This window comes from Cyanobium sp. HWJ4-Hawea, assembly GCF_024345815.1.
GTDB lineage: Bacteria > Cyanobacteriota > Cyanobacteriia > PCC-6307 > Cyanobiaceae > Cyanobium_A.
The window spans coordinates 1-24,805 of sequence record NZ_JAGQBV010000039.1 but is presented as its reverse complement, the minus strand read 5'-3'; the positions used below and the strand labels follow the sequence as shown (position 1 = coordinate 24,805).

24 protein-coding genes and 1 pseudogene are annotated in these 24,805 nt (G+C 62.7%); 13 read left to right on the top strand and 12 right to left on the bottom strand.

Annotated elements, in window-relative coordinates; all coding sequences use genetic code 11:
- The 3 genes from ilvB to hemH all read right to left on the bottom strand — a co-directional run.
- The coding region (gene ilvB, locus KBY58_RS09465; RefSeq protein WP_255004093.1) for a biosynthetic-type acetolactate synthase large subunit at positions 1–1,550 on the bottom strand (1,550 nt) is incomplete at its 3' end.
- A 163-nt stretch (positions 1,551–1,713) separates the two neighbouring features.
- On the bottom strand, positions 1,714–2,298 hold the full coding sequence (locus KBY58_RS09460; protein ID WP_255004090.1) for a M23 family metallopeptidase: 585 nt from the start codon (positions 2,296–2,298) through the stop codon (positions 1,714–1,716).
- A complete protein-coding gene (gene hemH, locus KBY58_RS09455; RefSeq protein ID WP_255004089.1) occupies positions 2,279–3,454 on the bottom strand; it encodes a ferrochelatase in 1,176 nt (391 codons plus the stop codon). The genes KBY58_RS09460 and hemH overlap by 20 nt, the downstream gene beginning before the upstream one ends.
- Before the next feature lie 156 nt (positions 3,455–3,610).
- On the opposite strand from hemH, the gene KBY58_RS09450 reads away from it, so the two are divergent.
- The 5 genes from KBY58_RS09450 (at position 3,611) to KBY58_RS09430 (ending at position 8,126) form a co-directional block, all read left to right on the top strand.
- Positions 3,611–4,855, top strand: coding sequence for a site-specific integrase (locus tag KBY58_RS09450; protein ID WP_409995745.1), 1,245 nt, complete (start codon positions 3,611–3,613; stop codon positions 4,853–4,855).
- Positions 4,856–4,895: 40 nt separating this feature from the next.
- Positions 4,896–5,564 carry a cob(I)yrinic acid a,c-diamide adenosyltransferase gene (gene cobO, locus KBY58_RS09445; protein WP_255004088.1) on the top strand — a complete coding sequence of 223 codons (669 nt, stop codon included), beginning with the start codon at positions 4,896–4,898 and terminating at the stop codon, positions 5,562–5,564.
- Positions 5,565–5,665: 101 nt separating this feature from the next.
- Positions 5,666–6,376, top strand: coding sequence for a UMP kinase (pyrH, locus tag KBY58_RS09440; RefSeq protein WP_254933469.1), 711 nt, complete (start codon positions 5,666–5,668; stop codon positions 6,374–6,376).
- Positions 6,377–6,420: 44 nt separating this feature from the next.
- Positions 6,421–6,960, top strand: a complete 540-nt coding sequence (frr, locus tag KBY58_RS09435) for a ribosome recycling factor (protein ID WP_255004087.1) — start codon at positions 6,421–6,423, stop codon at positions 6,958–6,960.
- Between the two features lie 11 nt (positions 6,961–6,971).
- Positions 6,972–8,126, top strand: a complete 1,155-nt coding sequence (locus KBY58_RS09430; protein ID WP_255004086.1) for an NAD(P)/FAD-dependent oxidoreductase — start codon at positions 6,972–6,974, stop codon at positions 8,124–8,126.
- An 8-nt stretch (positions 8,127–8,134) separates the two neighbouring features.
- Here the strand turns inward: KBY58_RS09430 and KBY58_RS09425 are convergent, their stop codons facing one another.
- The 5 genes from KBY58_RS09425 to KBY58_RS09405 all read right to left on the bottom strand — a co-directional run bounded on the left by KBY58_RS09425 (position 8,135) and on the right by KBY58_RS09405 (position 13,533).
- Positions 8,135–8,521 carry a Crp/Fnr family transcriptional regulator gene (locus KBY58_RS09425; RefSeq protein WP_255004085.1) on the bottom strand — a complete coding sequence of 129 codons (387 nt, stop codon included), beginning with the start codon at positions 8,519–8,521 and terminating at the stop codon, positions 8,135–8,137.
- Positions 8,518–9,693, bottom strand: coding sequence for a transaldolase (locus tag KBY58_RS09420; protein ID WP_255004091.1), 1,176 nt, complete (start codon positions 9,691–9,693; stop codon positions 8,518–8,520). The genes KBY58_RS09425 and KBY58_RS09420 overlap by 4 nt, the downstream gene beginning before the upstream one ends.
- 29 nt (positions 9,694–9,722) lie before the next feature.
- Positions 9,723–11,531, bottom strand: coding sequence for a peptidoglycan D,D-transpeptidase FtsI family protein (locus KBY58_RS09415; protein WP_255004084.1), 1,809 nt, complete (start codon positions 11,529–11,531; stop codon positions 9,723–9,725).
- 23 nt (positions 11,532–11,554) lie between these two features.
- Positions 11,555–12,055, bottom strand: a complete 501-nt coding sequence (locus KBY58_RS09410) for a hypothetical protein (protein WP_255004083.1) — start codon at positions 12,053–12,055, stop codon at positions 11,555–11,557.
- A 65-nt stretch (positions 12,056–12,120) separates the two neighbouring features.
- Positions 12,121–13,533, bottom strand: a complete 1,413-nt coding sequence (locus KBY58_RS09405; RefSeq protein ID WP_255004082.1) for a CPBP family intramembrane glutamic endopeptidase — start codon at positions 13,531–13,533, stop codon at positions 12,121–12,123.
- A 77-nt stretch (positions 13,534–13,610) separates the two neighbouring features.
- Here KBY58_RS09405 and KBY58_RS09400 point away from each other — a divergent pair, with 77 nt between their 5' ends.
- Both KBY58_RS09400 and KBY58_RS09395 read left to right on the top strand, forming a co-directional pair.
- Complete coding sequence (locus KBY58_RS09400; protein WP_255004081.1) at positions 13,611–14,954, top strand: histidine phosphatase family protein; 1,344 nt, start codon at positions 13,611–13,613, stop codon at positions 14,952–14,954.
- 3 nt (positions 14,955–14,957) lie between these two features.
- A complete protein-coding gene (locus KBY58_RS09395; RefSeq protein WP_255004080.1) occupies positions 14,958–16,253 on the top strand; it encodes a dihydroorotase in 1,296 nt (431 codons plus the stop codon).
- Here the strand turns inward: KBY58_RS09395 and lepB are convergent.
- The gene (gene lepB, locus KBY58_RS09390; protein WP_255004079.1) at positions 16,210–16,893 is read right to left on the bottom strand and encodes a signal peptidase I; all 684 of its coding nucleotides are present in this window, start codon (positions 16,891–16,893) and stop codon (positions 16,210–16,212) included. The genes KBY58_RS09395 and lepB overlap by 44 nt on opposite strands.
- Before the next feature lie 62 nt (positions 16,894–16,955).
- Here lepB and KBY58_RS09385 point away from each other — a divergent pair, with 62 nt between their 5' ends.
- Positions 16,956–18,509: a hypothetical protein gene (locus KBY58_RS09385; RefSeq protein WP_255004078.1), complete on the top strand. Its 1,554-nt coding sequence runs from the start codon at positions 16,956–16,958 to the stop codon at positions 18,507–18,509.
- Here the strand turns inward: KBY58_RS09385 and KBY58_RS09380 are convergent.
- Both KBY58_RS09380 and KBY58_RS09375 read right to left on the bottom strand, forming a co-directional pair.
- Complete coding sequence (locus KBY58_RS09380; RefSeq protein WP_255004077.1) at positions 18,478–18,819, bottom strand: Spx/MgsR family RNA polymerase-binding regulatory protein; 342 nt, start codon at positions 18,817–18,819, stop codon at positions 18,478–18,480. The genes KBY58_RS09385 and KBY58_RS09380 overlap by 32 nt on opposite strands.
- Positions 18,820–18,827: 8 nt before the next feature.
- Entirely contained in the window at positions 18,828–19,187 is a 360-nt protein-coding gene (locus tag KBY58_RS09375) for a 2Fe-2S iron-sulfur cluster-binding protein (RefSeq protein ID WP_254933457.1), read from the bottom strand.
- Positions 19,188–19,268: 81 nt separating this feature from the next.
- Between KBY58_RS09375 and KBY58_RS09370 the strand changes: the two genes are divergently transcribed.
- Positions 19,269–19,937, top strand: a complete 669-nt coding sequence (locus KBY58_RS09370) for a class I SAM-dependent methyltransferase (protein ID WP_255004076.1) — start codon at positions 19,269–19,271, stop codon at positions 19,935–19,937.
- Between the two features lie 477 nt (positions 19,938–20,414).
- Here KBY58_RS09370 and KBY58_RS09365 read toward each other — a convergent pair whose 3' ends face one another.
- Complete coding sequence (locus KBY58_RS09365; RefSeq protein ID WP_254934013.1) at positions 20,415–20,795, bottom strand: resolvase; 381 nt, start codon at positions 20,793–20,795, stop codon at positions 20,415–20,417.
- 173 nt (positions 20,796–20,968) lie between these two features.
- Between KBY58_RS09365 and KBY58_RS09360 the strand changes: the two genes are divergently transcribed.
- From KBY58_RS09360 to KBY58_RS09345, 4 genes and pseudogenes are all read left to right on the top strand, one after another.
- On the top strand, positions 20,969–22,774 hold the full coding sequence (locus tag KBY58_RS09360) for a proline--tRNA ligase (protein ID WP_255004075.1): 1,806 nt from the start codon (positions 20,969–20,971) through the stop codon (positions 22,772–22,774).
- Positions 22,775–22,809: 35 nt separating this feature from the next.
- A complete protein-coding gene (psb27, locus tag KBY58_RS09355; RefSeq protein WP_255004074.1) occupies positions 22,810–23,244 on the top strand; it encodes a photosystem II protein Psb27 in 435 nt (144 codons plus the stop codon).
- Positions 23,245–23,324: 80 nt separating this feature from the next.
- Positions 23,325–24,638 (top strand): adenylosuccinate synthase, encoded by a 1,314-nt coding sequence (locus tag KBY58_RS09350; protein ID WP_255004073.1) that lies wholly within the window; start codon positions 23,325–23,327, stop codon positions 24,636–24,638.
- A gap of 6 nt (positions 24,639–24,644) precedes the next feature.
- Positions 24,645–24,805: pseudogene (locus tag KBY58_RS09345) on the top strand (adenosine kinase); the annotation flags it as partial.

The following is a 24,805-nucleotide window of genomic DNA, read 5'->3' as shown; positions in this document are numbered from 1 at the left end:
AGTTGTTGATACAAGTTGGCCCGCTCCGTAATTGAGAAACCACGGACGCCAAATGCCTCTGCCACCGCGGGGAAATCGGGCATGCCGCCGGTCATTTCGGAGGCCGAATAGCGCTCCTCGTAGAAGCTTTCCTGCCACTGGCGCACCATCCCCTGCCAGCCGTTGTTAATGATCACCACCTTCACGGCCAGGTTGTACTGGCTGAGGGTGCCCAATTCCTGGATATTCATCAGGATGCTTGCGTCACCTGCCACGCAAATCACCTGCTCATCGGGAAAGGCGGTTTGCACCCCCAGGGCTGCGGGCATGCCAAAACCCATGGTGCCCAGGCCCGCACTGCTAATCCAATGGCGGGGACCGTTGTGTAGGAACTGGGCAGCCCACATTTGATGTTGGCCCACATCAGTTGTGTAGTAGGCCTTGGGGGCCAATTCCTGCAGGGCAACCACCACTTCCTGGGGGGCGATATCCCCTTCTGGGGCAGGCACCACCAGGGGGTAGTTGGTTTTCCAGGTCTCAATTCGATCAAGCCAGGCCTCGGTGCGGCCTTCTGAACCCTCCTGGGTTGAGGCGGCCAACAGGGCCTGAAGGGCGGCCTTGACATCGGCCACCACCGGCACATCGGCTGGCCGGGTTTTGCCCATCTCCGCCGCATCAATGTCGATGTGGATCACCTGGGCCCTGGGGGCAAAGCCATCAAGCCGTCCGGTGACCCGGTCGTCGAAGCGGGCTCCCACCGCAATCAGGAGATCGCACTCGGTTACGGCGAAATTGGCATAGGCGGTGCCGTGCATGCCAAGCATCCCCACCGCCAAGGGATGGGTTTCATCGAATGCTCCCTTGCCCATCAAGGTGGTGGTTACGGGCAGGCGGAAGCGATCCGCCATTTGGGCCACTAGATCGTGGGCGCCACTGCTAATTGCGCCACCGCCCACGTAGAGCAGGGGGCGACGGGCTTGGCGAATCAGGCCAAGGGCCGCTTCAATTGCCGCGGCATCGGGAGCGGGAGAGGGCTTAAATCCCGCTGGGATGACACTGCCAGGGGCCACCGGCACGTATTCGAATTCCTCTGCCCCCACATCCTTGGGCACATCAATCAACACCGGCCCTGGCCGACCACTGGCGGCAATCAGGAATGCCTCTGCCACGATCCGGCCGATGTCGCGGGGGTCCCGCACCACCCAGGAGTGCTTCACGATCGGCAGGGTGATGCCGAAGATGTCAGTTTCCTGGAAGGCATCGGTGCCGATCGACGCCCGGGGTACCTGGCCAGTGATTACCACCATCGGCACGGAATCCATCTGGGCCGTAGCTATGCCCGTAACCAGATTTGTGGCGCCAGGCCCGGAGGTGCCGAAGCAGACCCCCACCTTGCCGGTGGCCCGGGCATAGGCATCGGCCGCATGGGTGCCCCCCTGCTCATGGCGCACCAGGATGTGCTTGAGCCAGCCGCGGCTCTCAGCCTTGTGGAGCTCGTCGTAGATGGGGAGGATTGCCCCGCCCGGGTAACCAAAGATGTGCTCCACGCCGTGGAGCCTCAGGGCATCCATCAGGGCATAGCCGCCCTTGACCCTCTTCACCCCTGCGCTGGCTTCGGTGATGGGCTGGAGCTCTGGGGTTCTTGGCGGAGCCGAGGTCATGGGTGGAGGGAATACGGCTAGCTAATTGGGCGGGACTGGCCAAGATTCTGGCCACCTTCTAACGGGATCAACCCTAAGTGCTGGAGGGGCTTTTGGGGCTAATTCCCCCAGCCGAGACCGGCGGCGGTATGCGGCGGCTACGGGCCATTGCCCGCAGAATTGCGGCAGGGTTGAGCCATTGGCCCCGGTAGCGCATGCCCCAATGGAGGTGCGGACCGCTGGTGCGACCGGTCATGCCCACATGGCCGATGGTTTGGCCAGTGGCCACGAATTGCCCCTCCCGTAGCTGGGCAGGCCTCCCCGAAAAGTGCATGTGGCAATAGATGTGTTCGTAGTTTCCGGAGCGAATTACCAGGCCCACCCCACAGCGGTCGTCGTTGAGCAGTTGGCTAACCCGGCCGGCCCACCAATTGCGAATTGGCGAGCCCAGGGGGGCGGCAATGTCCAGGCCGTAATGGGGTTCAACTACGCCCCAGGGCCCGCTGCGGCTTCCAAAGGCACTGGTGTAACCCAAGAAGCTGGCCACCGGAAATACCCCGAATTTCCAGGCCGGGTCAGCTGCCCTTGCCGGCCCTCCGGCTAGGGCTCCAAGGCAGGTGAGGGCAGTCAGCAGGCCGGCAACGGCAGGGGCAGTGGATCTAGAGAAGCCCGATGGCATGGAGCGGACCGCGCCCACTGAGCAACTCAACTAGGAAAGCGGAAAATCCCACCATCGCCAAGCGGCCATTCCAGACCTCCGAACTGTTGTTCCAACCCCAGGCCCACTTGTCTTGGGGATAGAGCTTGACCTTGTTGGGCAGCTCGGCGGCCTGGTCCAAATTGACTTCCGGGCCGGCCATGGCCCTTTGCACCAGATCTGCCAGGCCGCAAATGAAGGCAGGGTTGGTGTCGAGGGCGGGCACCCGGCGGAAGTGGGCAATGCCGGCCTCATGGGCCAGTTCCCGGTATTCGATATCTATCTCTTCCAGGGTTTCGATGTGCTCGCTCACGAAGCTGATGGGCACCACCACCAGTTCGGCCACACCAGCTGCGCCTAAATCGGCCAGGGCCTCCTCTGTGTAGGGCTTGAGCCATTCCACTGGACCAACCCGGCTTTGGTAGGCCAGGGTTGAGGGGTTGCCATGGCCCAGCAGCTCGGCCAGGCGGGCCATGATCAATTCGCTGCAGACTTCGATTTCCTTTTGGTAGGGATCGCCCGCCTCTTCCACGTAGCTCTTGGGCACCCCATGGGCACTAAAGAAAATGTGGGCCGTTTCCGGAGTGTTGCAGGCTCGGATTTGGGCCGCAATCAGGCCGGCCATGGCGTTGATGTAACCGGGGTCGTTGAAGTAGCTGCGGATACAACGGATTGGCAGCCTGGAGAAATTTGGATCTGCCTGCCTGAGGCGCTGCAATTCCCGGAAGCTGGAGCCGCTGGTGCTGATTGAGAAATGGGGATATAGGGGCAATACCACCACCTCATCGATGCCATCGGCCTTGATGTCAGAGACCGCCGATTCGGTGAAGGGGTGCCAGTAGCGCATTGCCACGTAGCTGGTGGCTTCTATGCCTCTGCTGCGCAATTCGCTTTGCAGTTCACGGGCCTGCTGCTCGGTGATTCGCCTTAGTGGTGAGCCGCCACCGATGGAGCGGTAGGCCTCCTGGGATTTGCCGCTGCGCAGGGTGCTGATTAGCCAGGCCAAGGGCTTTTGCAGAACCGGGTTTGGCAGTCGGATGATCTCCGGATCGGAAAACAGGTTGTATAGGAATGGACCCACGTCCTGGATCCGCTCCGGCCCCCCGAGGTTCAGCAGCAGCACGCCAACTTTGGCCATGCCAGGTTCGAGGCGTGTAGAGCATGAGAGCGTAACCCTGTCTGCCTTGCCCTAGCGCCCTTGGGCTGGCATCGATATGGTCTGGTACGCAAAGGTTTGGATCTTTTTGCTGGTTTGGCCTCAGTGAGCGATGCGTCCCTGGCCGAGCAACTGGCCCTGCCCATGGCCCAGCAATTGGCCCAGCAAAATGGTCTCTGGGCCGCAGCTGGCATCAGCTTGCGCCTGGAGCAGCGCGGCGAAAGGCTTGGCCTGAGGGGCCCCCTGCCCTGTCGAGGGGGCAGCGGGCGTTTCCCCGTGCAGCGCATCAGCCTGGGCCTGCCGGCAACGGAGGCCGGCTTCATGCAGGCCCGAATTGAAGTAAAGGCCATCCTGCGCCAGCTCCAACAGCAGCAATTTGATTGGGCCGATTGGGTTCGTAAAACCCCCCAATCGCAGGCGAAATCAGCAGCTACTACTGACGCCAGCACGCCCAGCCCCAGCACGCCCAGCCCCAGCAAATCCAGCTCCGGCAAGTCCAGTGATGGCCAGATAAATCTGCTGTTGGCCGAGTTCGAGCGGGCCTTTTTTGCCGATTCCCGGCGTCGCCGTAACCCGGCCGGCTGCCGCACCACCTGGACCGGCGCCTACCAGCCCTACCTGCGGCGGCTCCAGGCGCTTGCCGATGAATTCGCCTTGCCCTGGGGCCTTCAGTTGCTGGAGCAGGTGCTCGAGAGCTACGACCCCGCCAGCCGCAGCCGCCAGCAGTGCGGCACGGCCCTGGCCGCCCTGGCCCGCCATCGGTGCCTCGATCTGCCAAGCGATTGGGGTGAGCGCTCAGCTGGCTATGGACTCCATGCCGCCCAATTTCGGCAATTGCCCAGTGACAGCCAAATCCTCCAGTGGATCGACCAGATCCCCAACCCTGGGTGGCGCCTGGCCTACGGCCTGATGGCCACCTACGGCCTGCGCAACCACGAGGTTTTCTTCACGGATTTATCAGCCTTGGCGCCTGGCGGCGACCGGGTGATTCGGGTGCTGCCCACCAGCAAAACGGGGGAACACCAGGTTTGGCCCTTTCAGCCGGCATGGGTTGAACGCTTTGCCCTGCCCTCCCTGGGCGAGCAACCGCAACTACTGCCCTCCGTATGTACGGATTTGAGGCGCACAACCCTCCAGCAGGTGGGGCGGCGGGTGGCAGAGCAATTCCGCCGCTATGGCCTGGCCTGCACCCCCTATGACCTGCGCCATGCCTGGGCCGTTCGCACCATCCACATCGGCCTGCCCGACACGGTGGCGGCCCGGATGATGGGCCACTCGGTGGCGATCCACACCCGCACCTATCACCACTGGATAACCCGTAGGGATCAACAGCAGGCCGTCGATTCCGCCCTGGCCAGGGCGGGGCAACGCCTGGTGGCATGAGCCGCCAGAGTGGGCTCAGGTTCGAGATTGCCCCCTTCCGATGGCTGATCTAAACGCGGCGGACCAGGCCGCCGAGAAGCTCGGCCCCGGCGGTGCCCTTGCCCCCGAAACCGATCCAGATGGCTACCAGAAGCGCATGGCGCGCCGCAAGGAGGTGCAGCAACAGCGGGTGGGCGAGCGCAACTTGGAAAAGGGCCTGGTGCTGGTTTTTACCGGTGATGGCAAGGGCAAAACCACCGCGGCCCTTGGCCTGGTGTTGCGCACCCTGGGCCACGGCGAGCGGGTGGCCGTAGTCCAATTCATCAAGGGTGGCTGGCAGCCAGGCGAGGCGAAGGCCCTCCAGCTCTTTGGTGATGATCTCCACTGGCACGCCCTGGGGGAGGGATTCACCTGGGAAACCCAGGATCGGGAGAGGGATCGTCAACTGGTGCAGCTGGCCTGGGACCGTTCCCTGACCTACCTGGCCGATGCCAGTCGCAAATTGGTGGTGCTCGATGAGGTGAATGTGGCCCTCAAGCTGGGATATCTGGAGATCGAGCAGGTGTTGGCAGGTTTGGCCCTGCGGCCCCCCCTCACCCATGTGGCCCTCACTGGCCGTGGAGCTCCGGCGGCCCTGGTGGAGCGTGCTGATTTGGTCACCGAGATGAAATTGGTGCGCCACCCCTTCCGGGAGCAGGGGGTGAAAGCCCAGGCCGGGATTGAGTTTTAAATAAAATCCTCGACCCAGGTTCCATTCCGTTCACCAACGGCAACTGGCCAGGGTGGCAAGGGGCAAGGCTGTTGCTACGGTCAGGAAAATCAACGGTGTAGATGGCCTACAAGCGCGTGCTCCTCAAACTCAGCGGCGAAGCGCTGATGGGAGAGCAGGGCTATGGCATTGATCCCGCCATCGTGCAATCTATTGCCACCGATGTGGCCGCAGTGGTGGCCAGTGGTACGGAACTGGCGATTGTGGTTGGTGGCGGCAATATCTTCCGCGGTTTGAAGGGCTCTGCCGCCGGCATGGACCGGGCCACCGCCGATTACGTGGGCATGCTGGCCACGGTGATGAACGCGATCACGCTCCAGGATGGGCTCGAACGGGCCGGCGTTCCCACCCGGGTCCAAAGCGCCATTTCCATGCAGGAGGTGGCCGAGCCCTACATCCGCCGCAAGGCGATTCGCCACCTGGAAAAGGGGCGGGTGGTGATCTTTGGTGCAGGCTGCGGTAATCCTTTTTTCACCACCGACACCACCGCCGCCCTGAGGGCCGCCGAAATTGGCGCCGATGTGGTCTTTAAGGCCACCAAGGTGGATGGGGTCTACAACAAGGATCCCAACAAATACCCAGATGCCGTGCGCTACGAGAGCCTTTCCTTCCTGGAGGTGCTCAGCAGCGAGCTCGAGGTGATGGACGGCACGGCCATTGCCCTCTGCAAGGACAACTCCATCCCCATTGTGGTGTTTGATCTATTTGGGCCCGGCAATATCGGCCGGGCCGTGGCTGGAGAGCCAATTGGCACCAGGATCCAGCCGGCCTAATCGCTGGCCCCGCCCCTTCTCGCTTTAACCACCTTTTGGAAGCCATGGATTTGGAAGCCAGCATGCGTAAGTCGTTGGAATCCACCCAGCGCACCTTCAACACGATTCGCACGGGCAGGGCCAATCCTTCCTTGCTCGACAAGATCACGATCGAGTACTACGGCGCCGAATCGCCCCTGAAATCCCTGGCCACGGTTTCCACGCCCGATTCCCAGACAATTCAGATCCAGCCTTTTGATGGCTCTTCGATGGGGCTAATTGAGAAGGCGATCGCCATGAGTGACCTGGGCCTCACCCCCAACAACGATGGCAAGGTGATCCGGATCAACATCCCACCCCTCACCGAGGAGCGCCGCAAGGATTTCTGCAAGATCGCCGCCAAATATGCGGAGGAGGGCAAGGTGGCCCTGCGCAACGTGCGCCGCGACGGCATTGACCGGATCAAAAAGCAGGAAAAGGAGGGCGAGCTGTCTGAGGATCAAAGCCGCGATGAACAGGAAAAGGTGCAGAAACTCACCGATAAGTTCATTGTTGAACTGGAGAAGCTCCTGGCTGCCAAGGAAGCCGACATCCTCAAAGTTTGACGCTGACTGGCTTGAAGGCTGTTTTTGATGGGATTGTGGTGGGGGCAGGCGCCGCTGGTGGTGCCGCCGCTTATCACCTGGCTGCCAAGGGCTGGAAAGTGCTGGTGCTCGATGCCGCCCAATTTCCCCGCCCCAAGCCCTGTGGCGGGGGCATGGCTGCCTCGGTGCAACGCCTTTTCCCCTTTGACCTCAGGCCGGCGGTGGATTCGGTCATCGATGAGGTGCGTTTCAGCTGGTGTCTCGCCGATCCCGTCAGTGCGCCCTTGGCGGGCGACTCCCCCTTTTGGATCGTGAGGCGCTCCCAACTGGATGCCACCTTGATGGAGCAGGCCCAGGCGGTTGGAGCCAGCTTTGAGCAGGGGGTCAGGGTCGTTTCCGCCAACCGGGAGGGGGAGCACTGGCAGGTGCAGGCCCTTAGCTCCGCTGGCGAGAGTCTTCGGTACCGCAGCCGCAGCCTGGTGGTGGCGGATGGATCGGAATCCAGCCTGGCGGCAGGTTTGGGTATTGGTCCAGCCAGTCCCCGCTATGCCTCCACCGTGTCAGTCCAGCTGGAGGGCGAGGTGGCCAGTCCCCAGGCGGTGTTGTTTGATTTTGGCCTCGTGCGCCATGGTTTTTGCTGGGCTTTCCCACGGCTTGGGGGCTACAGCATCGGAGTTGGCACCTTCATTGGTCGCCAGGAGGCCAACAGCGAGGCGGTGCTCTCCCAACTCCTGCCAAGCCTGGGTTTTGCCGCGGATGCGGGCCAGCGCCAAGCGGTGTCTTTGCGGATCTGGAATGGCCACCATCCCCTCCATGGCAGTGGAGTTAACGCTGGGGCCGTTGCCGTTGGCGATGCGGCCTCCCTCTGCGATACCTTCCTGGCGGAGGGACTCCGTCCGGCGCTGTTGAGCGGCTGCCTGGCGGCCCAAGCCCTGGATCGCTGGCTGGCTGGGGAGCAGGGAGCCCTTGGCGAATACACCGCCAGGATGCGGCGGGAATGGGGTGAGTCGATGGCCTGGGGAAAGCGCATCGCCCAGGTGTTTTATCGGGTGCCGGGTGTTGGATACCAGCTGGGTATCAAGCGGCCCACCGCCCCCCAACGGATTGCCCAAATTCTCTCGGGTGAGATGGGCTACGGCGACATCGCCCAACGGGTGATCAAGCGCCTGTTGTTCCAACGCAACTGAGCTGGTGTTCAGCCAGCCGTAGATCGGGTGCAGTCCTTGAGGGCCCGCAGCCGTTGGTCAATCGAGCCCAACAGCTCGAGGGCAAACATCGGTGCCTCCTGAACTGCGAATAGGAACTTTTCCCGATTCATCCTCAGGATCCTGCAGGCGGTCAGGGCCTTGGCACTGCCATAACGGCGATGGTCACTGGTGACTAGGGCGCCGGCGCCGAAAACGTCACCAGCTTGGATTTGCTCAAGACCCTGCTCCCCATTCCAGCTGAGCTCGATTGAGCCCTCCAGCAGGCCAAACATGCAATCCCCGGCTTCTCCTGAATTAAAAATCACCTCACCGGGTTCGACGGTCATCACCTCGCCCTTGCTTGCCAGGGCACGCATGGTGTCGAGGGCGTTCATGGACGGCCTGCCAGGGCTAGGGCAGAGCCGAAGCCACCCCGAACATCGGCGGGCAGAAGACGGCCGTCATGGTCGGTGTCGAGGGCATCGAACACCGCATCACTGCCCAGCCATTCTTCCCGGCTAATGCAGCCATCGCCATCTAGGTCGTTGAGCAGGAAGATTTCCTGCACAGCGTGGTCAAAGGCAGCGCCCCCCTCCAGTTCGGCCAGGCGGTGGGCCAACTGGGCCACAAGGGTCACGATCGCCTTTGTGAAGCCGGTGATGCCCTCTTCTAGCTTTTCAGTGGCCATCTGATCTTTGGCCATCATTTCGCGGAATCCGCTCTCGTCGAGGTGGATTTGCGGTTCGGTGGGGCCCGGGTCGAAGGCGTTCAGCTTGCGCTCCAATTCACCGGTATTGGCCTGCAATTTATCGAGCAGGGTGGGGGAAATTGTGAGCAGATCGCAGCCGGCAAGTTCGATGATTTCATCGGTATTGCGGAAGCTGGCCCCCATTACCTCGGTTTTGTAGCCGTAGGTTTTGAAGTAGTTGAAGATCTTGCTTACCGAGAGCACGCCGGGATCCTCTGGACCCGGATAGCTATCTCGGCCAGTACTCTTTTTGAACCAGTCGAGGATGCGGCCAACAAACGGGGAGATCAGGGTTGCTCCGGCCTCGGCGCAGGCGACCGCTTGGGCAAAGCCAAACAGCAGGGTGAGGTTGCAGTGGATTCCCTCCTGCTCAAGTTTTTCGGCGGCCTTAATCCCCTCCCAGGTGGAGGCAATTTTGATCAACACCCGGTCGGTGCCAATGCCAGCCATCCGGTAGAGGCCGATTAATTTGCGGGCCTTGGCAATGGTGCCTGCCGTATCGAAGCTGAGCCGGGCATCCACCTCCGTGGAAACCCGGCCGGGCACGATTTTGAGAATTTCGAGGCCAAAGGTGACGCAGATTTCATCGAGGGCCTCATGCACCACTTCCTCCGCGGAGGCACCGGTGCCCATCACGGCCCGGCTCTCCCGCAGGGAGCGGTCAATCAGCTCCTGGTAACGGGGGATCTGGGCCGCCGCCAGGATCAGCGAGGGGTTAGTGGTGGCGTCCCGCGGGGTGAACTGCTTGATCGCGTCAATGTCTCCGGTGTCTGCCACCACCACGGTCATGGCGGCAAGTTGATCAAGCAGGTTGGCCACTGAAGGGGAGATCGGCACTCTGGCCAACGCTAGCCAGGCAGTTTGGCCGTGCCTACGGCTGCTGTGGGAACCGCCACAGAAGGGGGGATGTTTTGCAAGACCAGTAGGGCTTCGATGATTTGCTTGGCCACCGGCACGGCCACCGTGGAGCCATAGGCGTTGCCCCCCTGGGGCTCATCGACCACTACCAGCACCACGTAGCGGGGATCGTCGATCGGCAGGTGGGCCACAAAACTGCAAATCCGGGCCCCTGCGATGTAGACCCCCCGCTCCGCCTTTTGGGCGGTGCCGGTTTTCCCGCCGATGCGGTAGCCAGGAATCTTGACCCCCTTGCCACTTCCTTTCTCAACCACCGACTCCATCCAGCGCATCACCGTTTGGGTGACCCCCACATCCAGCAGGGGTATGCCGCTGGAGGGGGCGCTGGTGGCTAGGGAGTCGCCGGAGCGCAGGCCGCGGGTGATGTGGGGGCTGACGAGTCTGCCGCCATTGGCCAGCATGGCGTGGAGCTGGAGCAGCTTCAGGGGAGTGAGCGAAAAGCCCTGGCCAAAGGAGGCCACGGCCGATTCGATCGGCTGGCCCACAAAGTCGGTTTTCTTTTTCAGTTCCCCGGCCACGGCTCCCGGTAAATCCGTATCCGGACTGGCGTCAATGCCGAAATTGCGGAGCCACTGCCAGAAGCGATCGCGTTTGACATGCTTCATGGCCTGGACCATGCCCACGTTGCTCGAAACCTGGAGCACGGTGGGGAAATCGATCACACCGTTGCCCCGGCGGTCGTGGTTAAAAATCGGCCAACCGCCGATGGACAGTGAACCGTTGTCGGTCACCTTGCCGTTGGGGTCGATCGCCTTTTCCTGGAGGGCAAGAGCCAGGTTGATCGGCTTAAAGGTCGAGCCGGGCTCGTAGAGGTCCTGCACCGACCATTCCCGAAATAGCCCTGGTTTGAACTTCCAGAACTTGTTGGGGTCGTAGGTGGGGGTGGAGGCCAGGGCAAGGATTTCGCCGTTGCGCACATCCATCACCATGGCGGCCCCCCGCTTGGCGTGCCATTGCTTTACCTGTTTGACCAGGGCCTGTTGGGCCACCTGTTGAAGGCGGGCGTCAAGGGTTAGCTGCAGCTTCAGATCGTCGCCATAGAGGGAGCCAGCCGCCAGTCCCTGGGGTAGGGGGGTGCCGTCTGCGCCCCGGAGCATGCGCACGGTGGTTTCGTGGCGCTTGAGATCACTGTTGCGGCTTTGCTCCAGGCCGGCCTGGGGGACCCGCTCCAGGTTTAGGAAGCCCACCACATTGGCGAACAGGGGCCCCTGGGGATAGATCCGGTGCGGGTAGGCCTCCAGGTCCAGGCCACTGATCCCCAAGGCCTTGACCCGAGCAGCGGTCTCGGGATCGAGGTCGCTGGCCAGCTTCACGCCACTTTTACGGTTGCCAATGGCCTGCAGCAGAGTTGCCTTCGGTTGGGCGAGAACCGTGGCCAGTTTGCTGGCGACATCCGCCGCTGGACGGATCGATTGGGGATCGTCGCCGGGGAAATTGAAATAGCGGGGATGGGCCCACAGGATGAACCGTTCCTCGTCTAGGGCGACCAGGCTGCCGTTGCGATCGACAATTGTGCGCCGCTCTCCGATCGGGGCGATCGAGGTGGTTTGGATGGATCGGGCCCTGGCCTGGAGTTTGCCCCCCTCCACCAGTTGCAGCCAGGCCAGCCTTATCCCCAGGCCGCAGAGGCTGGCGGAAAGCAAGATGAAAACCGCCACCAGCCGGCGGCTTGGCACGGGGTGGATGGTCAAGACGCGCCGTTTGCCAGATCGGGCGGCAGCTCGGTTGGATTGGGCCATAGACAGGGCGGAGCCCAAGGAAATCAGTAGCCAGGCGGAATGGGCGCCAGCTGAATCGCACTTAGGAGGGCGGTTGCTTGCTTTTTAGGGTCGCTTTGGGGGGCCTGGAGATACACCAGGTTTTCACTGTTGGTGGGCACCAGCTGGCCCGGCCGTTTGACCACGCCCAGGTGGTGTTGTTCAAGTACGGCGGCGGATTCCTGCATTCGCTGCTCCAGGGACTGGGAGTTTTCCAGTTGTTGGTACTGGTGGCCCCATTGGTTTTGCCAGTGCAGGGTCAGGCCACTGAGGGCAAGCATGCAAATCCCCAGCCCGACCAGGGTGCCATCGGCAGCCCGGTGAAAGCCAGCTAGCCAGGGGCTCTGACGTTCAACCTTGCGGCTTGAAAGGGAGCCCTGGATCAGCTCCAGGGCCTTCGAGTTTTTCCTGGCCTGGGCACCAGAGCGCCGGGCTGGGCGGCTGCTTAACCAACTGGGGCCCGGGGCCTGGCTTGGTGCTTGTTGGGCTGAAAACGTGGCGACCAAGAGCTAGGCCATTAGCTGAGCAAGTGAACCACTTCAAGTCCCTTGCAGCAAGGGGCAGGAGGGCATTAACCAGCTAATAACAACAAATTGGCAAAGGTGAGCCCGTTCCAGAGGCCATGCATCAGCACGCTCGGGGCCAGCCTGCCGCTCTGCAGCCGCAACCAACCCAGGCCCAGGCCCAATACAAATAGGGCCGGCAGTTCGCCCAGGCTGAGGTGGGCCAGGCCAAAGGCCAGGGCGCTAACCAAAACCCCAATCCCACCTCCGTAGCGCTGGCCCACCACCGGCAGCAGCACCCCCCTAAATAGGGTTTCCTCAAACAGGGGCGCCAGCACGGTGGCGGTGAAGGCAAACAGACCCAGGGCCAGGGGTTGATCGGCGTTGAGAACCAATTCCAGGAGGGGATTGCTGCCGCTATTAATGCCCCCCCACCGGTCCATCAACCAGCCCACTCCGCTGACCAGGGGCAGCACCATCAGCATTTGGCCCACTGCCCCCAGCCCCGCCGTGCGGAGGGGCCGCCAGCCCCATTGCAACCAGCCTCCCCCGGGGACCGGGCCCCGGTGGCGCAATTGGCCCCAGAGGATTAACAGGGGCGCACTCATCAGACCGCCGTACATCGCCAGCACGGTGATGGCCTGGACCAGGGCACTGGCCGGAGCCCCTGGATTGGCTGCACTCCCCAGGCCTGAACTGCCCAGGGCGGCTTGAATCAGGGGGGCCAGAAAAATGGGGGTCAGCAGTTCTCCGCAGACCACAAAGCCGCCGGCAATGAGCAGGGTGGCATCGAGCAGGTCGAGGGGAGGGCCCAGGAGGGCCGGGGCTTGCTGTTTCCCACCCCGCCAGCGCCTCCAGGCCTGCCTTACCAGCAGGCTCAGGCCCAGCAGAAGGAGCAGAACTGGAGCGGCGCTAATGCCCAGCAGCCTGACCAGGGCCCGCATAGCCGATGCTGGTGTGGCAGCGCCTGGGCAAGGGGGCTCGCTGCCGAGCTGGGCGCAGACCAGCTGCCCTTGGAAGGGGCTCAGCTTCCATGCCCAACGATCGCCACCGGTTCCCTTGCCCGCTAGTTGCTGCAGTAGGGGCCTCTGCTCCGGTGGCACCTGGCTTTGGAGATCGAGCAGTCGCTTTTGCCCCTGGCTTGTTTTGCCGGTTTGAATTTCCAGGAGGGCCAATTCGAGGGCCTGGGCAGCGGTTGGGGGTGTGGCCTCCGCCTCGATTTGTTGGGCGAGTTCCTGGCGCAAACTTTCCGCCGGCGTTGGGCCGCTCAAAAGGCCCTGGAAGGGCCCAGCCATGGCCGGGGCAGCTTCCACAGCCAATTCCAGCTGGCGCAGGCTGAGGGCATTACCCACCGATGGCCGCTGCAGGCTTTCGATCAGGCCGCTGACCCAGAGCAGGGCACTGAGCACCAGGCTGAGTAGGGCTAAGAGCCACTTCCACGCCGGTGTGGCCCGGGTTGGTTTGGGATGGCTAGCACTCAACCGCGGGGCTCCAGATCTGCTTTGGCCCTATTCTCCCAGGCCCTCCCATACGATGGCCCACCAGCTGCGCCAAGGCCGTGCCCCTTCGGATTGTGTTGGTCCGCCATGGGCTGAGCAGTTTCAACGTTGACCACCGCATCCAGGGCCGAGATGACCTGGCCAGCCTCACCGAAGTGGGGGAGGCCCAGGCCCAGGCCACTGGCCAGGCATTGGCCGATTTGGTTTTTGATGCCGCCTACAGCTCCCCCCTGCGCCGTGCTGCCAGCACCGCCGCCACCCTTCTGGCAGCCCAGGGCCAGGGGCTAGGGGCCAGCCTCCAGGACGGCCTGTTGGAAATCGATTTGGAGCCCTGGAGCGGCCTGGTCCGCAGCGAGCTGAAGGAGCGTTACCCAGATCAGGAACGCCAATGGCGGCATGCCCCAGAGGCCCTCGAGCTCCAACGCCGCGACGGCACTAGCTATTTGCCCCTGCCCGAGCTGATGGAGCAGGCCCTGGCCTTCAAGGCCTTTTTGCTCGAACGTCATCCCCAGGCCATCGATCCCATCAACCAGGCCACGGTGCTGGTGGTGGGCCACAACGCCATCTTGCGCTGCCTGCTGTTGACCCTTTTGGGCGTGCCAGTTCAGGGCTTTAGGCGTCTTCGCCTCGACAATGCCTCGATCTCGGTTTGCAATTTGGCCCCAGGCCCCGAGGGGGATCTGGCTTGCCAGCTGGAATCCCTAAATGGTGTCGGCCATCTGGGCATGCCCCTGCCGCCAAAGGGGCCCGGCGCCCGCATGCTGCTGGTGCGCCACGGTGAAACCGACTGGAACCGGGAGGGTCGCTTCCAGGGCCAGATCGACATTCCGCTCAATGCCAATGGCCGGGCCCAGGCAGAGGCCGCCAGTGGATTTTTGTCGCCTGTGGCCATCCAGCGGGCCTACAGCAGTTCGATGACCAGGCCAAGGCAAACGGCTGAGGCGATTCTTGCGGCCCATCCCGGGGTGCCCCTAACCACCGCTAAGGGTTTGGTGGAGATTGGCCATGGCCTCTGGGAGGGGCGCCTGGAGGCGGAAATTGCCGAGGGATGGCCGGATTTACTGGCCGATTGGAAACGGGCACCAGAAACCGTGCAGATGCCCGAAGGAGAAACCATCCACGATGTTTGGGCCCGCTCCCTGGCCACCTGGCACGGGATTGCGGCCAGCCTTGATCCCCATGAAACGGCCCTGGTGGTGGCCCACGATGCGGTCAATAAGGCGATTCTCTGCTCCCTACTGACCCTGGGCCCAGCTGATATCTGGGCAATTAAGCAGGGCAATGGTGGCGTCACAGTGGTCGACTACCCCACGGGCCCCGATGGGGTGCCGGTGGTGGCCGCGATGAATTTGACCAACCATCTTGGGGGGGTATTGGATCGCACTGCTGCCGGTGCCCTTTAAACCTTGAATCCTTCCGTTTGGCTGCGCCAGTTAGATCTCCTGCGCGGACCCGACCAGCCGACCATCAGCACCGATGCCCTGCTGGATGGGGATGGGGCTCTGGTGGCTTGGGGTGAGGAGGCCGCTGGGCAGGCCCAGGCCCAGGGTTTGAGGGCCCATGACGCCCAGGGCTGGCTGCTTGCCCCTTCCTTGGTGGACCCCCACAGCGTGCTGGAGGACCCCTTTGGGGGCCGGGCCGAAAACTTGACCAGCCTGGAAAAGGCGGCTGCGGCCGGTGGTTTTGGCACCGTTGCCCTTTTGCCCTGGGGGCCGCACTGGCGGGATCGGCCGGAGCGGCTTGGCTTGAAACCAAGCGGGCCCATGCAGCTAAAGCTCTGGGGCAGTTTCAGCTGCGATGGCCTCGACCAAGACCTTGCTCCCCAGGCAGAGCAACTGGCCGCAGGGGCCGTCGGCTTGGCAGGGGCTGATGGGATGCCTCCTTTGGCATTGCTGGAGCGGGGCCTGACCCTCGGCGACATGGCTGATGCACCGCTGCTGGTGGCTCCACGCCAGGCTGAACTGACCGCGGGTGGTTTTGTGCGGGAATCGGTGCAGGCCCTGCGCTCCGGCTGGCCCGGTGATCTGCGCATCAGTGAATCTTTTCCCCTGCAGAGCCTGCTGGCCTTGGCCTCGGCCCATCCCCAGCGGCAGCTGGTGCTGATGAATCTCTCCACCGCCGAGGGGGTGGCACTGCTGCGCCAGGCCAGGCCCCAGCAGAAAATCCCCGCCGCCACGGTCAGTTGGTGGCACTTGGTCAGCGATAGCGGCAATTTGGATCTGGCCGCTGAGGGCTGGCGCGTGGTGCCCTCCCTGGGGGCCCCACCTGATCGCCAGGCCCTGCTGGATGCCCTCGCCGAGGGCTTGATCACTGCGGTGGCCGTGCACCATCTCCCCCTCGATGGCGAAGAGCACCTGCTGCCGATAGACCAGCGCCGCCCCGGGGTAGCCGGCCACGGTGCTCCCCATGGTCTGGTCTTGCCCCTGCTTTGGCAGGAGCTGGTGGTGGGCCGTGGCTGGAGTGCGGCCCAGCTCTGGCAGGTGCTCAGCTGGGGGGGCTCAGAGCTGCTTGGCCAGCAGCCCGAGCAGCTGACAGCCGGTTCAAAACGCTGGTTGCTGTTTGACCCCTGCGCTGAGTGGGATTGGCAGCCCAGTCAATCGCTTTCTCTGGCTGCCAATCAGCCCTTTGGGGGGTCCAGGCTGCGGGGATTAGTGCGGGCTAGCGGGCTGACGAGCCCTGCAGACTGGGCCCTTTCTGCGTGAGCTCCCCCAGGTGATTGAAGGGGTAGAAGCGCCAGAAGGCCCGGCCGATGATTTCCGATTTGGGCAGGAATGCTCCGCCTGGCCAGAACCTGCCATCCCAACTATTAGCCCGGTTGTCCCCCAGGGTTAATACGTGCCCTGGGGGCACAACTCCCTGGAGGGGCCTGCAGGGCCCGACCCCCTGTTGATCTACGGGGCAGTAGTTCTTCACGTAGGGCTCCAGCAGCTTTTGGCCGTTGATCACCACATGCCCCGTGGGATCAACGCTGACCTGCTCACCGGGCAGGGCCACCACGCGCTTAATGAAGGCGTCGCAGGCCGGATTGGCCAGGCCGGGCAGATTGCCAATCCCCGGCAAATTCACCAGCAGGCAGCGAAGGGGATTGCGATCGCTGCCGCTGGCCAGCACCGGATCAAAATGGTAGGGGGAATGGAAGACCACAATGTCGCCCCGCCTTGGCGGGTGGCTCAGGTAGCCCAATTTCTCCACCAGCAGGCGATCCTGGATTTGCAGGCCTGGCAACATCGAGCCGGAGGGGATGTAACGGGCCTCCACCAGAAATTGGCGAATCCCCAGGGCCACGGCCAGGGTGAGAACCACACTGCGCCAAAACTCCCCCGGATTGCTCTTCTCGCTCAAGTGCTGTCCCCAATCCGGAGACGGCAGATTAGTCACCGCAGCCCCCTGTTTCGCCCCACCTGATGGCCCTACCCCGCTGGCAAGAGCGCTATCCGATGCCAGTAGGTCGCTGGAGCCGCAGCTGGGACAGGTTTGTGGCGCTATGGGCAGGCCTCAACCTTTTGTGTGTGGCCTTTGACATCAGCTATGTGCCACTGCGAACTTTTTGGCTGCAGCGCAATCTCTATCCGATCCCATCGGTGCCCCTGGTGGTGCCCTTGGCGGCCATTCCCGACATCACACCCTGGGTCGATCCGATCAAGGGAATTGAGCCCCACAGGGAAACCCAGGCCTACCTGCGCCAGTTCAGGCAGCTGGATGCCGCCCTAAGGGTCCAGCCAGTAGGGGCCGCCCTTTCGCCAGCCCAGCTTTCCCTGCTGCAACGGCAGAGGCAGCTGACCCTGACCTTGATCGAAACCAACCCCTTTCTGGCTTCGGAGGGTTCGGGCACCCTCGAGAAGATCAAATCGCGGTTGCGCCAGCGGGTAAACACCGACTCCGCCAGGGATGCGGCCCGCACCCTGTTCAGCCCGGCCTGGCTCCAGCAGCACGGCTGGCAAGGGGAGCGGCTTTTCTGGCAAGAACAAGTACTGCCGCTGGTTGCCACCAATTACTGGCGCTCCATTGATGGCAATGGCAGGCCCACGGACCATTTCTGGAGAATTGACCTACTGCTCTTCCAGAGCGTCTTTGCCCTCGACATCCTGCTGCGGGTAATTCGCCTGCGTCGCCGTTTGCCAGGGCTCAGCTGGCGAGATGCCCTGCTCCGGCGCTGGATTGATCTACCGCTGCTGCTGCCTTTCTGGCGTTGGCTGAGGCTTTTGCCCGTGGTGGAAAGGTTGCAGAGTTCTGGTCTGATCACCATCGAACCATTGCGGGCGGTGGTCAGTCGGGCGGTGGTGGCCCTTTTGGCCGTGGAGTTATTTGAGGTTCTCGTCCTGCAGCTCCTCGATGGCGCCCAGGGGGTTATTCGCTCCCGCCAATGGCCCCAGCGAATTCGCAGCCTCTGCAGCCACCAGAGCGTTTCGGGCAGTAATGAGGAGAGGGAATTGGCGGCCCTGGTGCGCATTTGGGCGCCCCTGCTCTTGAGCCAGGTTCTGCCCCGGCTAGGGCCGGAGCTGCAGGGGGTTTTGGGCTATGCACTCAAGCAAAGTTTTGAAAACTCCGTAGTGCCCGCTCCGCTGCGGCCCCTCCAGCCCCTACTTGGGGTGGAAACGGGCCTGGGCCAGCAGTTGGCATCAGGGATGGTGGAAAGCCTGTTGGATCTCTCGAAGAAAACCGGCCAACAGCTCTCCCGCCGCGACCAGCAGCAGTTGGACCTACTGCAAAGGGTCCTAGATCGTTTTTGGGAAGAACTTGCCGTTGCCCTGGAGCAGGGAGAAGGGCTGGCCCGCTCCCAGGAGCTGCTTTGCGTGCTGATTGACGGGCTAAAGGGCACCTACCTGAGCCAAATCAGCCGTTCCAGCATCGAGTCCTTGATCCGGGAGCTTGATGCCCTCACCACGGCTGCTGCCAGTGCCGACTTCCCTGCCAGTGCAGCTAGCCCTAAAGCAGCTCCTGCCACTCCTCAGCCTTGAAGCCCGTTACCACCCTCGGGCCATCGATCACCAGGAAGGGGCGCTTGATCAATTTGCCATCGGCGGCTAGGGCTGCCAATACCTGGTCGTCGTCCATGGAGTTGACCACGGCAGAACCCAGGGCCCGATAGCTCAGGCCACTGGTGTTGAACAACCGTTTGCGGCCCAATTGCTCGAGGGCCAGGGCCAACTCCCCAGGGTTGGGTGGATTGGTGGTGATGTCAATCGGTTCAGGGCTGTAGCCCCGCTCCTTGAGCCAGGCAATCGCCTTGCGACAGGTGCTGCAGGATGCGTAGCTGTATAGCTTCACCGGCCGGCCTATCTGCCGATTAGGGCCTTGAGGGCACCCATCAGGCTGTTGGAGCCAGATCCAACCGCATTGCTGGGTCGGGTGCGCACGGTCACGTCGCCGTTGACGCTGGTGCGGCAGCTGAGGCGGTAGTTGGCGGGGCGATCAGCCAGGTACACCTCTTCGACGTCGCTGCGGGGGGAAAGGTTCTTGGCGCCCTCGATCACCTCAACTACGCAGGTGCCGCATTGGCCCAGGCCTCCGCAGTTGTTGACGTTGTTTAGGCCCTTGTAGGGGTTGATTCCCGCATCCAGGGCTGCCTTGCGCAGATTGGCACCCTCAATGCATCCGACCTGCTGGCCTTCCTGTTCAAAACGGATGGTGGGCACGGTCGGGATATCGAAAGGGCGCCGCCAAACTTAATCCACGCCGGTCGCCCTGCGTAGCATCAGCTTCCCTGCCGTCTCAGAGTGGCTGCTCCCCTGGGCTACGACCTCACCGTCCAGCAGTTGATTCCCGGCTACGCCAGCCTGGCTCGCCTGGCAGTGGCCCTGCTGGCAGCCTCCCAGCGGGCTTCCCTGCCGGGTGCTTCGGTGTTGGTGGCTGGCTGCGGTACCGGTGCGGAGTTGGTCGAGGCCCGTTCGCAGCGCCCCGATTGGCAGTTAAGGGCGATTGATCCTTCCGCCGAGATGTTGGCTGCGGCCCAGCAGCGGCTTGGGCCGGCCTCGGAGGGGATCAACTGGCAGCAAACCACCGTTGAGGGGCTGGAGGCCCAAAGTTGTTTTGCAGGGGCTCTTTCGGTCTTGGTTTTGCAATCCCTGCCCGACGACGGCACCAAATTGGCCTTCCTTACAGCCCTGGCCCGCAGCCTTGAACCTGGGGGCCAACTGGTGCTGGTAGATCTGATGGCCCCAGACCGTTCTCCCCTCCAGGCCCAGGAGGAAGCGGCCTGGCTCGGCTTCCAAAGGGCAAGCGGCCTGACGGCCGATACCGAGGAGCTGGAGGCCCTCACCCATGGTCTGCACCCGATCGGCAGGGCCCGCTTGACAGCCCTGGTCAATGCCGCTGGTTTCGGGGACCCGGCCAGGATTTTCCAGGCCCTTGGCTACGAAGGCTTCCTGCTACAGCGGCTGGGTTAATCCGGCGCCACCCCCGGCTGGGCCACCTCCCGCGGGGCTATTGGGTCGGGTTGATACCACCGCAAAGATGGGTACCACTACGGTCGCTAGGGCGATGACCATGCCAAGCAGGTATGGCAGGGCTTGGGGGCCCGTACTGAAGGGGTCTTCTGCGGCCTCACCTTGGTGCTCCTGGGCAATCGCGCCAGTTTCAGCAAGGGCTGGGGAAGTTGATGAAGCTCGGGTTTCAGAAACTCGGGGAACGGGATCCATAGAAGTGTGGTGGGCCAGAGACGGCGAACCACTTTTGAAGGCGAGTGGGGCAATTTAGCTGAAGTTTCAAGGCTGAAACCCAGATGAATCGATTTGATCTAAATCAGATCTAAATTCGATTCTAGCCAGCCATCTTAGCTTTAATAAACTGAAATCAAGCTGATGCGGGTCAAAGCCAGCTAACAAAAAAGTCTCGAGAAGATGGATTCTGGGTTTTTCAGCCCCTTACCCAACTGATTGGTTGACCTCAAGCTGGGAGCGGATTGCCTTGAGCTCCTCCAGAATTGATCCCAGCAGCTGCTGGGTTGCGGTTGAAGGTGAGTTGAGTACCTCAACCGTGACTTCCTTAATGCGCAACACATCCCGGGCGAAGCGGGCCACCTCATGGGGGTGGAAGAGCAGGGGATCTTTTTGATCGGTGCGGTACTCAGGGTTGAGTTTGCGCGGGTTAAAGGGAGGGTTGAGGTTGCGGGGATCCGTATTTGTGTAGCGATAAACCGAGGCACGGGAGCGGTTGATTGCTTTCTGAACCTCATCGATCCCGATCAGGGCATCTCCGCCCTCCTGGGCTATCGCCGCTGCTAGTTCCCCGGGGTTTAGCTCCAGGCTGTTGGCCGCTTGCCCCAGGCTGGCCGCCGCATGGATCTGGCCAGGATGGGGAAGCACGAGACGGGCCTTGGACTGCTGGGAATGAATCGGGAACCTAGCAGAGGTATCCCTGTGATGCTGCTCACTGCAGGACAGTGATAGGTTCCGCAACTACCTGATTTGCAAGACCCATGCGCGTCTCCCGCCTGATGCTGGTGACGTTGCGCGATGACCCGGCCGAGGCGGAGATTCCTTCCCACAAGTTGCTGCTCCGGGCTGGCTACATCCGCCGGGTGGCCTCCGGGGTCTACGCCTATTTACCCCTGCTTTGGAGGGTGCTGCGCAAGGTATCCGAAATCGTGCGCCAGGAAATGGATCGCACCGGAGCATTGGAAACCCTGCTGCCCCAGCTCCAGCCGGCCGAACTCTGGGAACGCAGTGGCCGCTGGGCGGGCTACACCGCCGGAGAAGGGATCATGTTTCACCTTCAGGACCGCCAGGGTCGGGAATTGGGCCTGGGTCCCACCCATGAGGAGGTAATTACGGCCCTGGCAGCTGATTTGCTGCGCTCCTACCGGCAACTACCGGTAAGCCTCTATCAAATCCAGAGCAAGTTCCGCGATGAAATCAGACCCCGCTTTGGCCTGATGCGGAGCAGGGAATTCATCATGAAAGATGCCTACTCCTTCCACGCCGATGAGCCATCCCTCAAGGAGGGCTACGCAGCCATGGATGGTGCCTATCGGTGCATTTTTGAGCGCTGTGGCCTGCGGGCGGTCGCCGTTGAGGCCGACAGTGGGGCCATAGGGGGCTCAGCCAGCCAGGAATTCATGGTCACGGCCGATGCCGGCGAGGATCTGATCCTGTCCAGTCCTGATGGGCGCTATGCCGCCAACCAGGAACGGGCGGTCTCCCTGGCACCCCAGGCCGTGGCCCTGCCCGCTGGAGCATCTGCTTCCCTGGCCACCCCCGGTCAGACCAGCATCGATCAGCTGGTTTCTGGCCATGGCTTTGATCCCACCCAGATCTTGAAGGTGTTGCTGCTGTTGGCCCGCTTCGCCCAGGCGCCAGCCCAGCCGGTTTTGGTCAGCCTGCGGGGTGATCAACAGCTCAACGAGGTGAAGCTGGCCAATGCGATCACGGCGCGGGTGCCTGCGGAATTTGGAGCCCTGCTGGAGCTTGCCCCCCTAACGGCAGAGCAGGTGGCAAAGCAGGGTTTGCCGCCCCTGCCCTTTGGCTACATGGGCCCCCATCTCGAAGACGCTGCCTTTGCCGCCGCCAAGGATTGGCAACCCCGGCTGCTGCGCCTGGCCGACAGCACCGCAGGGGAGCTGGAGCGCTTTGTCTGCGGAGCCAACGAGCTGGATACGCACCTGGTTGGGGCCAGTTGGGGCGAATTGGTGGCCAGGCCCGAGCAGGTGGATTTGCGTGCTGCCCAGGACGGAGATGGGTGCTGCCACGACCCGGCTCAGCAACTGGTTAGTTCCAGGGGAATTGAGGTGGGCCACATTTTCCAACTGGGCCGGAAATACTCAGAGGCCCTCGGGGCCAACTTCACCACTGAGGGGGGCCAGCAGGAGCCGCTCTGGATGGGTTGTTACGGCATCGGGGTGTCCCGTCTAGCCCAGGCCGCCGTGGAACAGCACCACGATGCCAATGGCATTTGTTGGCCCGTGTCCATTGCCCCTTTCGAAGTCGTGGTGGTGCCAGCCAATGCCGCGGAGCCAGAACAGAGTGCCCTGGCCGAGCAGATCTATGACGAGTTGCTGCAGGCAGGCGTGGATGGCCTGCTGGATGACAGAACGGAGCGGGCGGGGGTGAAATTCAAGGACGCCGATCTGATCGGCATTCCCTGGCGAGTGGTGGTGGGCCGCGGCGCCGCAGAGGGGCTGGTGGAGCTGGTCGAACGGGCGACGGGTGCCAAAACTGACCTGGCGGCTTCCCAGTTGTTGCAAACCCTGCTGCCCCAATTGGAGCGCCAGCGCCAGGGGCTCTAGGGCCACCTACGATCCGAATACACGTCATTAAATCCATGGGTTCCCTTTTCCCTGCCTGGTGCCAGCGGTGGATGGGGGTCCTGAGGAGTTCACTCCTGGCCGTGGTGCTCTGCAGTTGCCTATTCCTGAGCGCCTGCTCCGGCGCCTCAACCGGTTTGAGTGGCAACTACGTGGACGACACGGTTGCCGTTGCCGATGTGTTGCTCTCCACCATCGCCCTAGGCGCCGACGACCCTGGCCGTCCTGAGGCTGAAACCCAGGCCCGCAGCCTTATCAACAACTACGTGGCCCGCTATCGCCCCAGGAGTTCGGTGAACGGTTTGGCCTCCTTCACCACCATGCAGACCGCCATGAATTCCCTGGCTGGTCACTACACCAACTATCCCAATCGCCCCTTGCCGGATGCCCTGCGGGAGCGTCTTACCAAGGAGTTGAACAAGGCTGAGGTCAATGTGGCGAGGGGCGCCTAGGCCCCAGGTTTTGACGAGGGGGCGTTTGATCTGAGAAGCTCACCGATTGTGCTTTGAAGCGGCTTCGGGCCGCTGTTTCCTTGGCCAACGTTGTCGTCATCGGTGCGCAGTGGGGTGACGAGGGCAAGGGGAAGATCACAGATCTGCTCAGCCGCTCCGCCGACGTGGTGGTGCGTTACCAGGGCGGGGTCAATGCCGGCCACACGATCGTGGTCGACGACAAGGTGCTCAAGCTGCACCTGATCCCCTCGGGCATCCTTTACCCAGAAACCATTTGCCTGATCGGTTCCGGCACCGTCGTGGATCCGAAGGTGATGCTCGGTGAGCTCGACATGCTCAGCGACTACGGCATCGACATTGGTGGCCTGAAATTGGCCAGCACGGCCCACGTGACCATGCCGTACCACCGCCTGCTCGACCAGGCGATGGAGCTGCGCCGGGGTGATCGACGCATTGGCACCACGGGCCGGGGCATTGGCCCCACCTATGCGGACAAGGCCGAGCGCAACGGCATTCGCATCCTCGACATCCTTGATGAGGCCAAGTTGCGGGAACGGCTGGCTGGCCCCCTAGCCGACAAGAATGAAATTCTCGAGAAGCTCTACGGGCTGGAGCCCCTGGATTTTGAGGCCGTGGTGGCCGAGTACGTCAGCTACGGCCAGCGCCTGGCGCCCCACGTGGTCGACTGCACAAGGGCGATTCACCAGGCTGCCCGGGATCGCAAAAACATTCTGTTTGAGGGGGCCCAGGGCACCCTGCTGGATCTCGACCACGGCACCTATCCCTATGTCACCTCCTCCAATCCGGTGAGTGGTGGAGCCTGTATCGGCGCCGGGGTGGGCCCCACCCTGATTGACCGGGTAATTGGGGTCGCCAAGGCCTACACCACCAGGGTCGGCGAAGGTCCTTTCCCCACCGAGCTGGAGGGCAGCCTCAATGATCACCTCTGCGATCGCGGCGGGGAATACGGCACCACCACCGGCCGCCGGCGGCGCTGCGGCTGGTTTGACGGTGTGATCGGGCGTTACGCGGTGGAGGTCAATGGCCTTGATTGCCTGGCCATCACCAAGCTGGATGTGCTCGACGAGCTCGATCAGATCCAGGTGTGCGTGGCCTACGAGCTAGATGGCCAGCGGATTGATTACTTCCCCAGCAGCTCTGAGGATTTCTCCCGCTGCAAGCCCATTTTCGAAACCCTGCCCGGCTGGCAGTGCTCCACTGCCGATTGCCGCAAGCTCGAGGAGCTACCCCCCACGGCGATGTCGTATCTGCGCTTCCTTGCAGATTTGATGGAGGTGCCGATTGCGATTGTCTCGCTGGGCGCCAACCGCGACCAGACCATCGTGGTGGAAGATCCGATCCATGGCCCCAAGCGGGCCCTGCTTAGCCTTTAAAACCCCATGACCACCAAAAGCTTCGATGTCGTAGGCATCGGCAACGCCATTGTGGATGTGTTGGTGCAGGCCGACGACGCCTTCCTCGACAACCACAACCTCACCAAGGGCACCATGGCCCTGGTGGATGAGGGCCAGGCCGAGCGCCTCTATGCCAGTGCGGGCCC

What these genes read in the sequence shown, in the direction of transcription:
- KBY58_RS09460 (WP_255004090.1), bottom strand. Translation starts at nt 2,298, where the DNA reads ATGCCATCGGGCTTCTCTAGATCCACTGCCCCTGCCGTTGCCGGCCTG.
- hemH (WP_255004089.1), bottom strand. Translation starts at nt 3,454, where the DNA reads ATGGCCAAAGTTGGCGTGCTGCTGCTGAACCTCGGGGGGCCGGAGCGG.
- cobO (WP_255004088.1), top strand. Translation starts at nt 4,896, where the DNA reads ATGGCTGATCTAAACGCGGCGGACCAGGCCGCCGAGAAGCTCGGCCCC.
- pyrH (WP_254933469.1), top strand. Translation starts at nt 5,666, where the DNA reads ATGGCCTACAAGCGCGTGCTCCTCAAACTCAGCGGCGAAGCGCTGATG.
- frr (WP_255004087.1), top strand. Translation starts at nt 6,421, where the DNA reads ATGGATTTGGAAGCCAGCATGCGTAAGTCGTTGGAATCCACCCAGCGC.
- KBY58_RS09425 (WP_255004085.1), bottom strand. Translation starts at nt 8,521, where the DNA reads ATGAACGCCCTCGACACCATGCGTGCCCTGGCAAGCAAGGGCGAGGTG.
- KBY58_RS09415 (WP_255004084.1), bottom strand. Translation starts at nt 11,531, where the DNA reads ATGGCCCAATCCAACCGAGCTGCCGCCCGATCTGGCAAACGGCGCGTC.
- KBY58_RS09385 (WP_255004078.1), top strand. Translation starts at nt 16,956, where the DNA reads ATGGCCCTACCCCGCTGGCAAGAGCGCTATCCGATGCCAGTAGGTCGC.
- KBY58_RS09360 (WP_255004075.1), top strand. Translation starts at nt 20,969, where the DNA reads ATGCGCGTCTCCCGCCTGATGCTGGTGACGTTGCGCGATGACCCGGCC.
- psb27 (WP_255004074.1), top strand. Translation starts at nt 22,810, where the DNA reads ATGGGTTCCCTTTTCCCTGCCTGGTGCCAGCGGTGGATGGGGGTCCTG.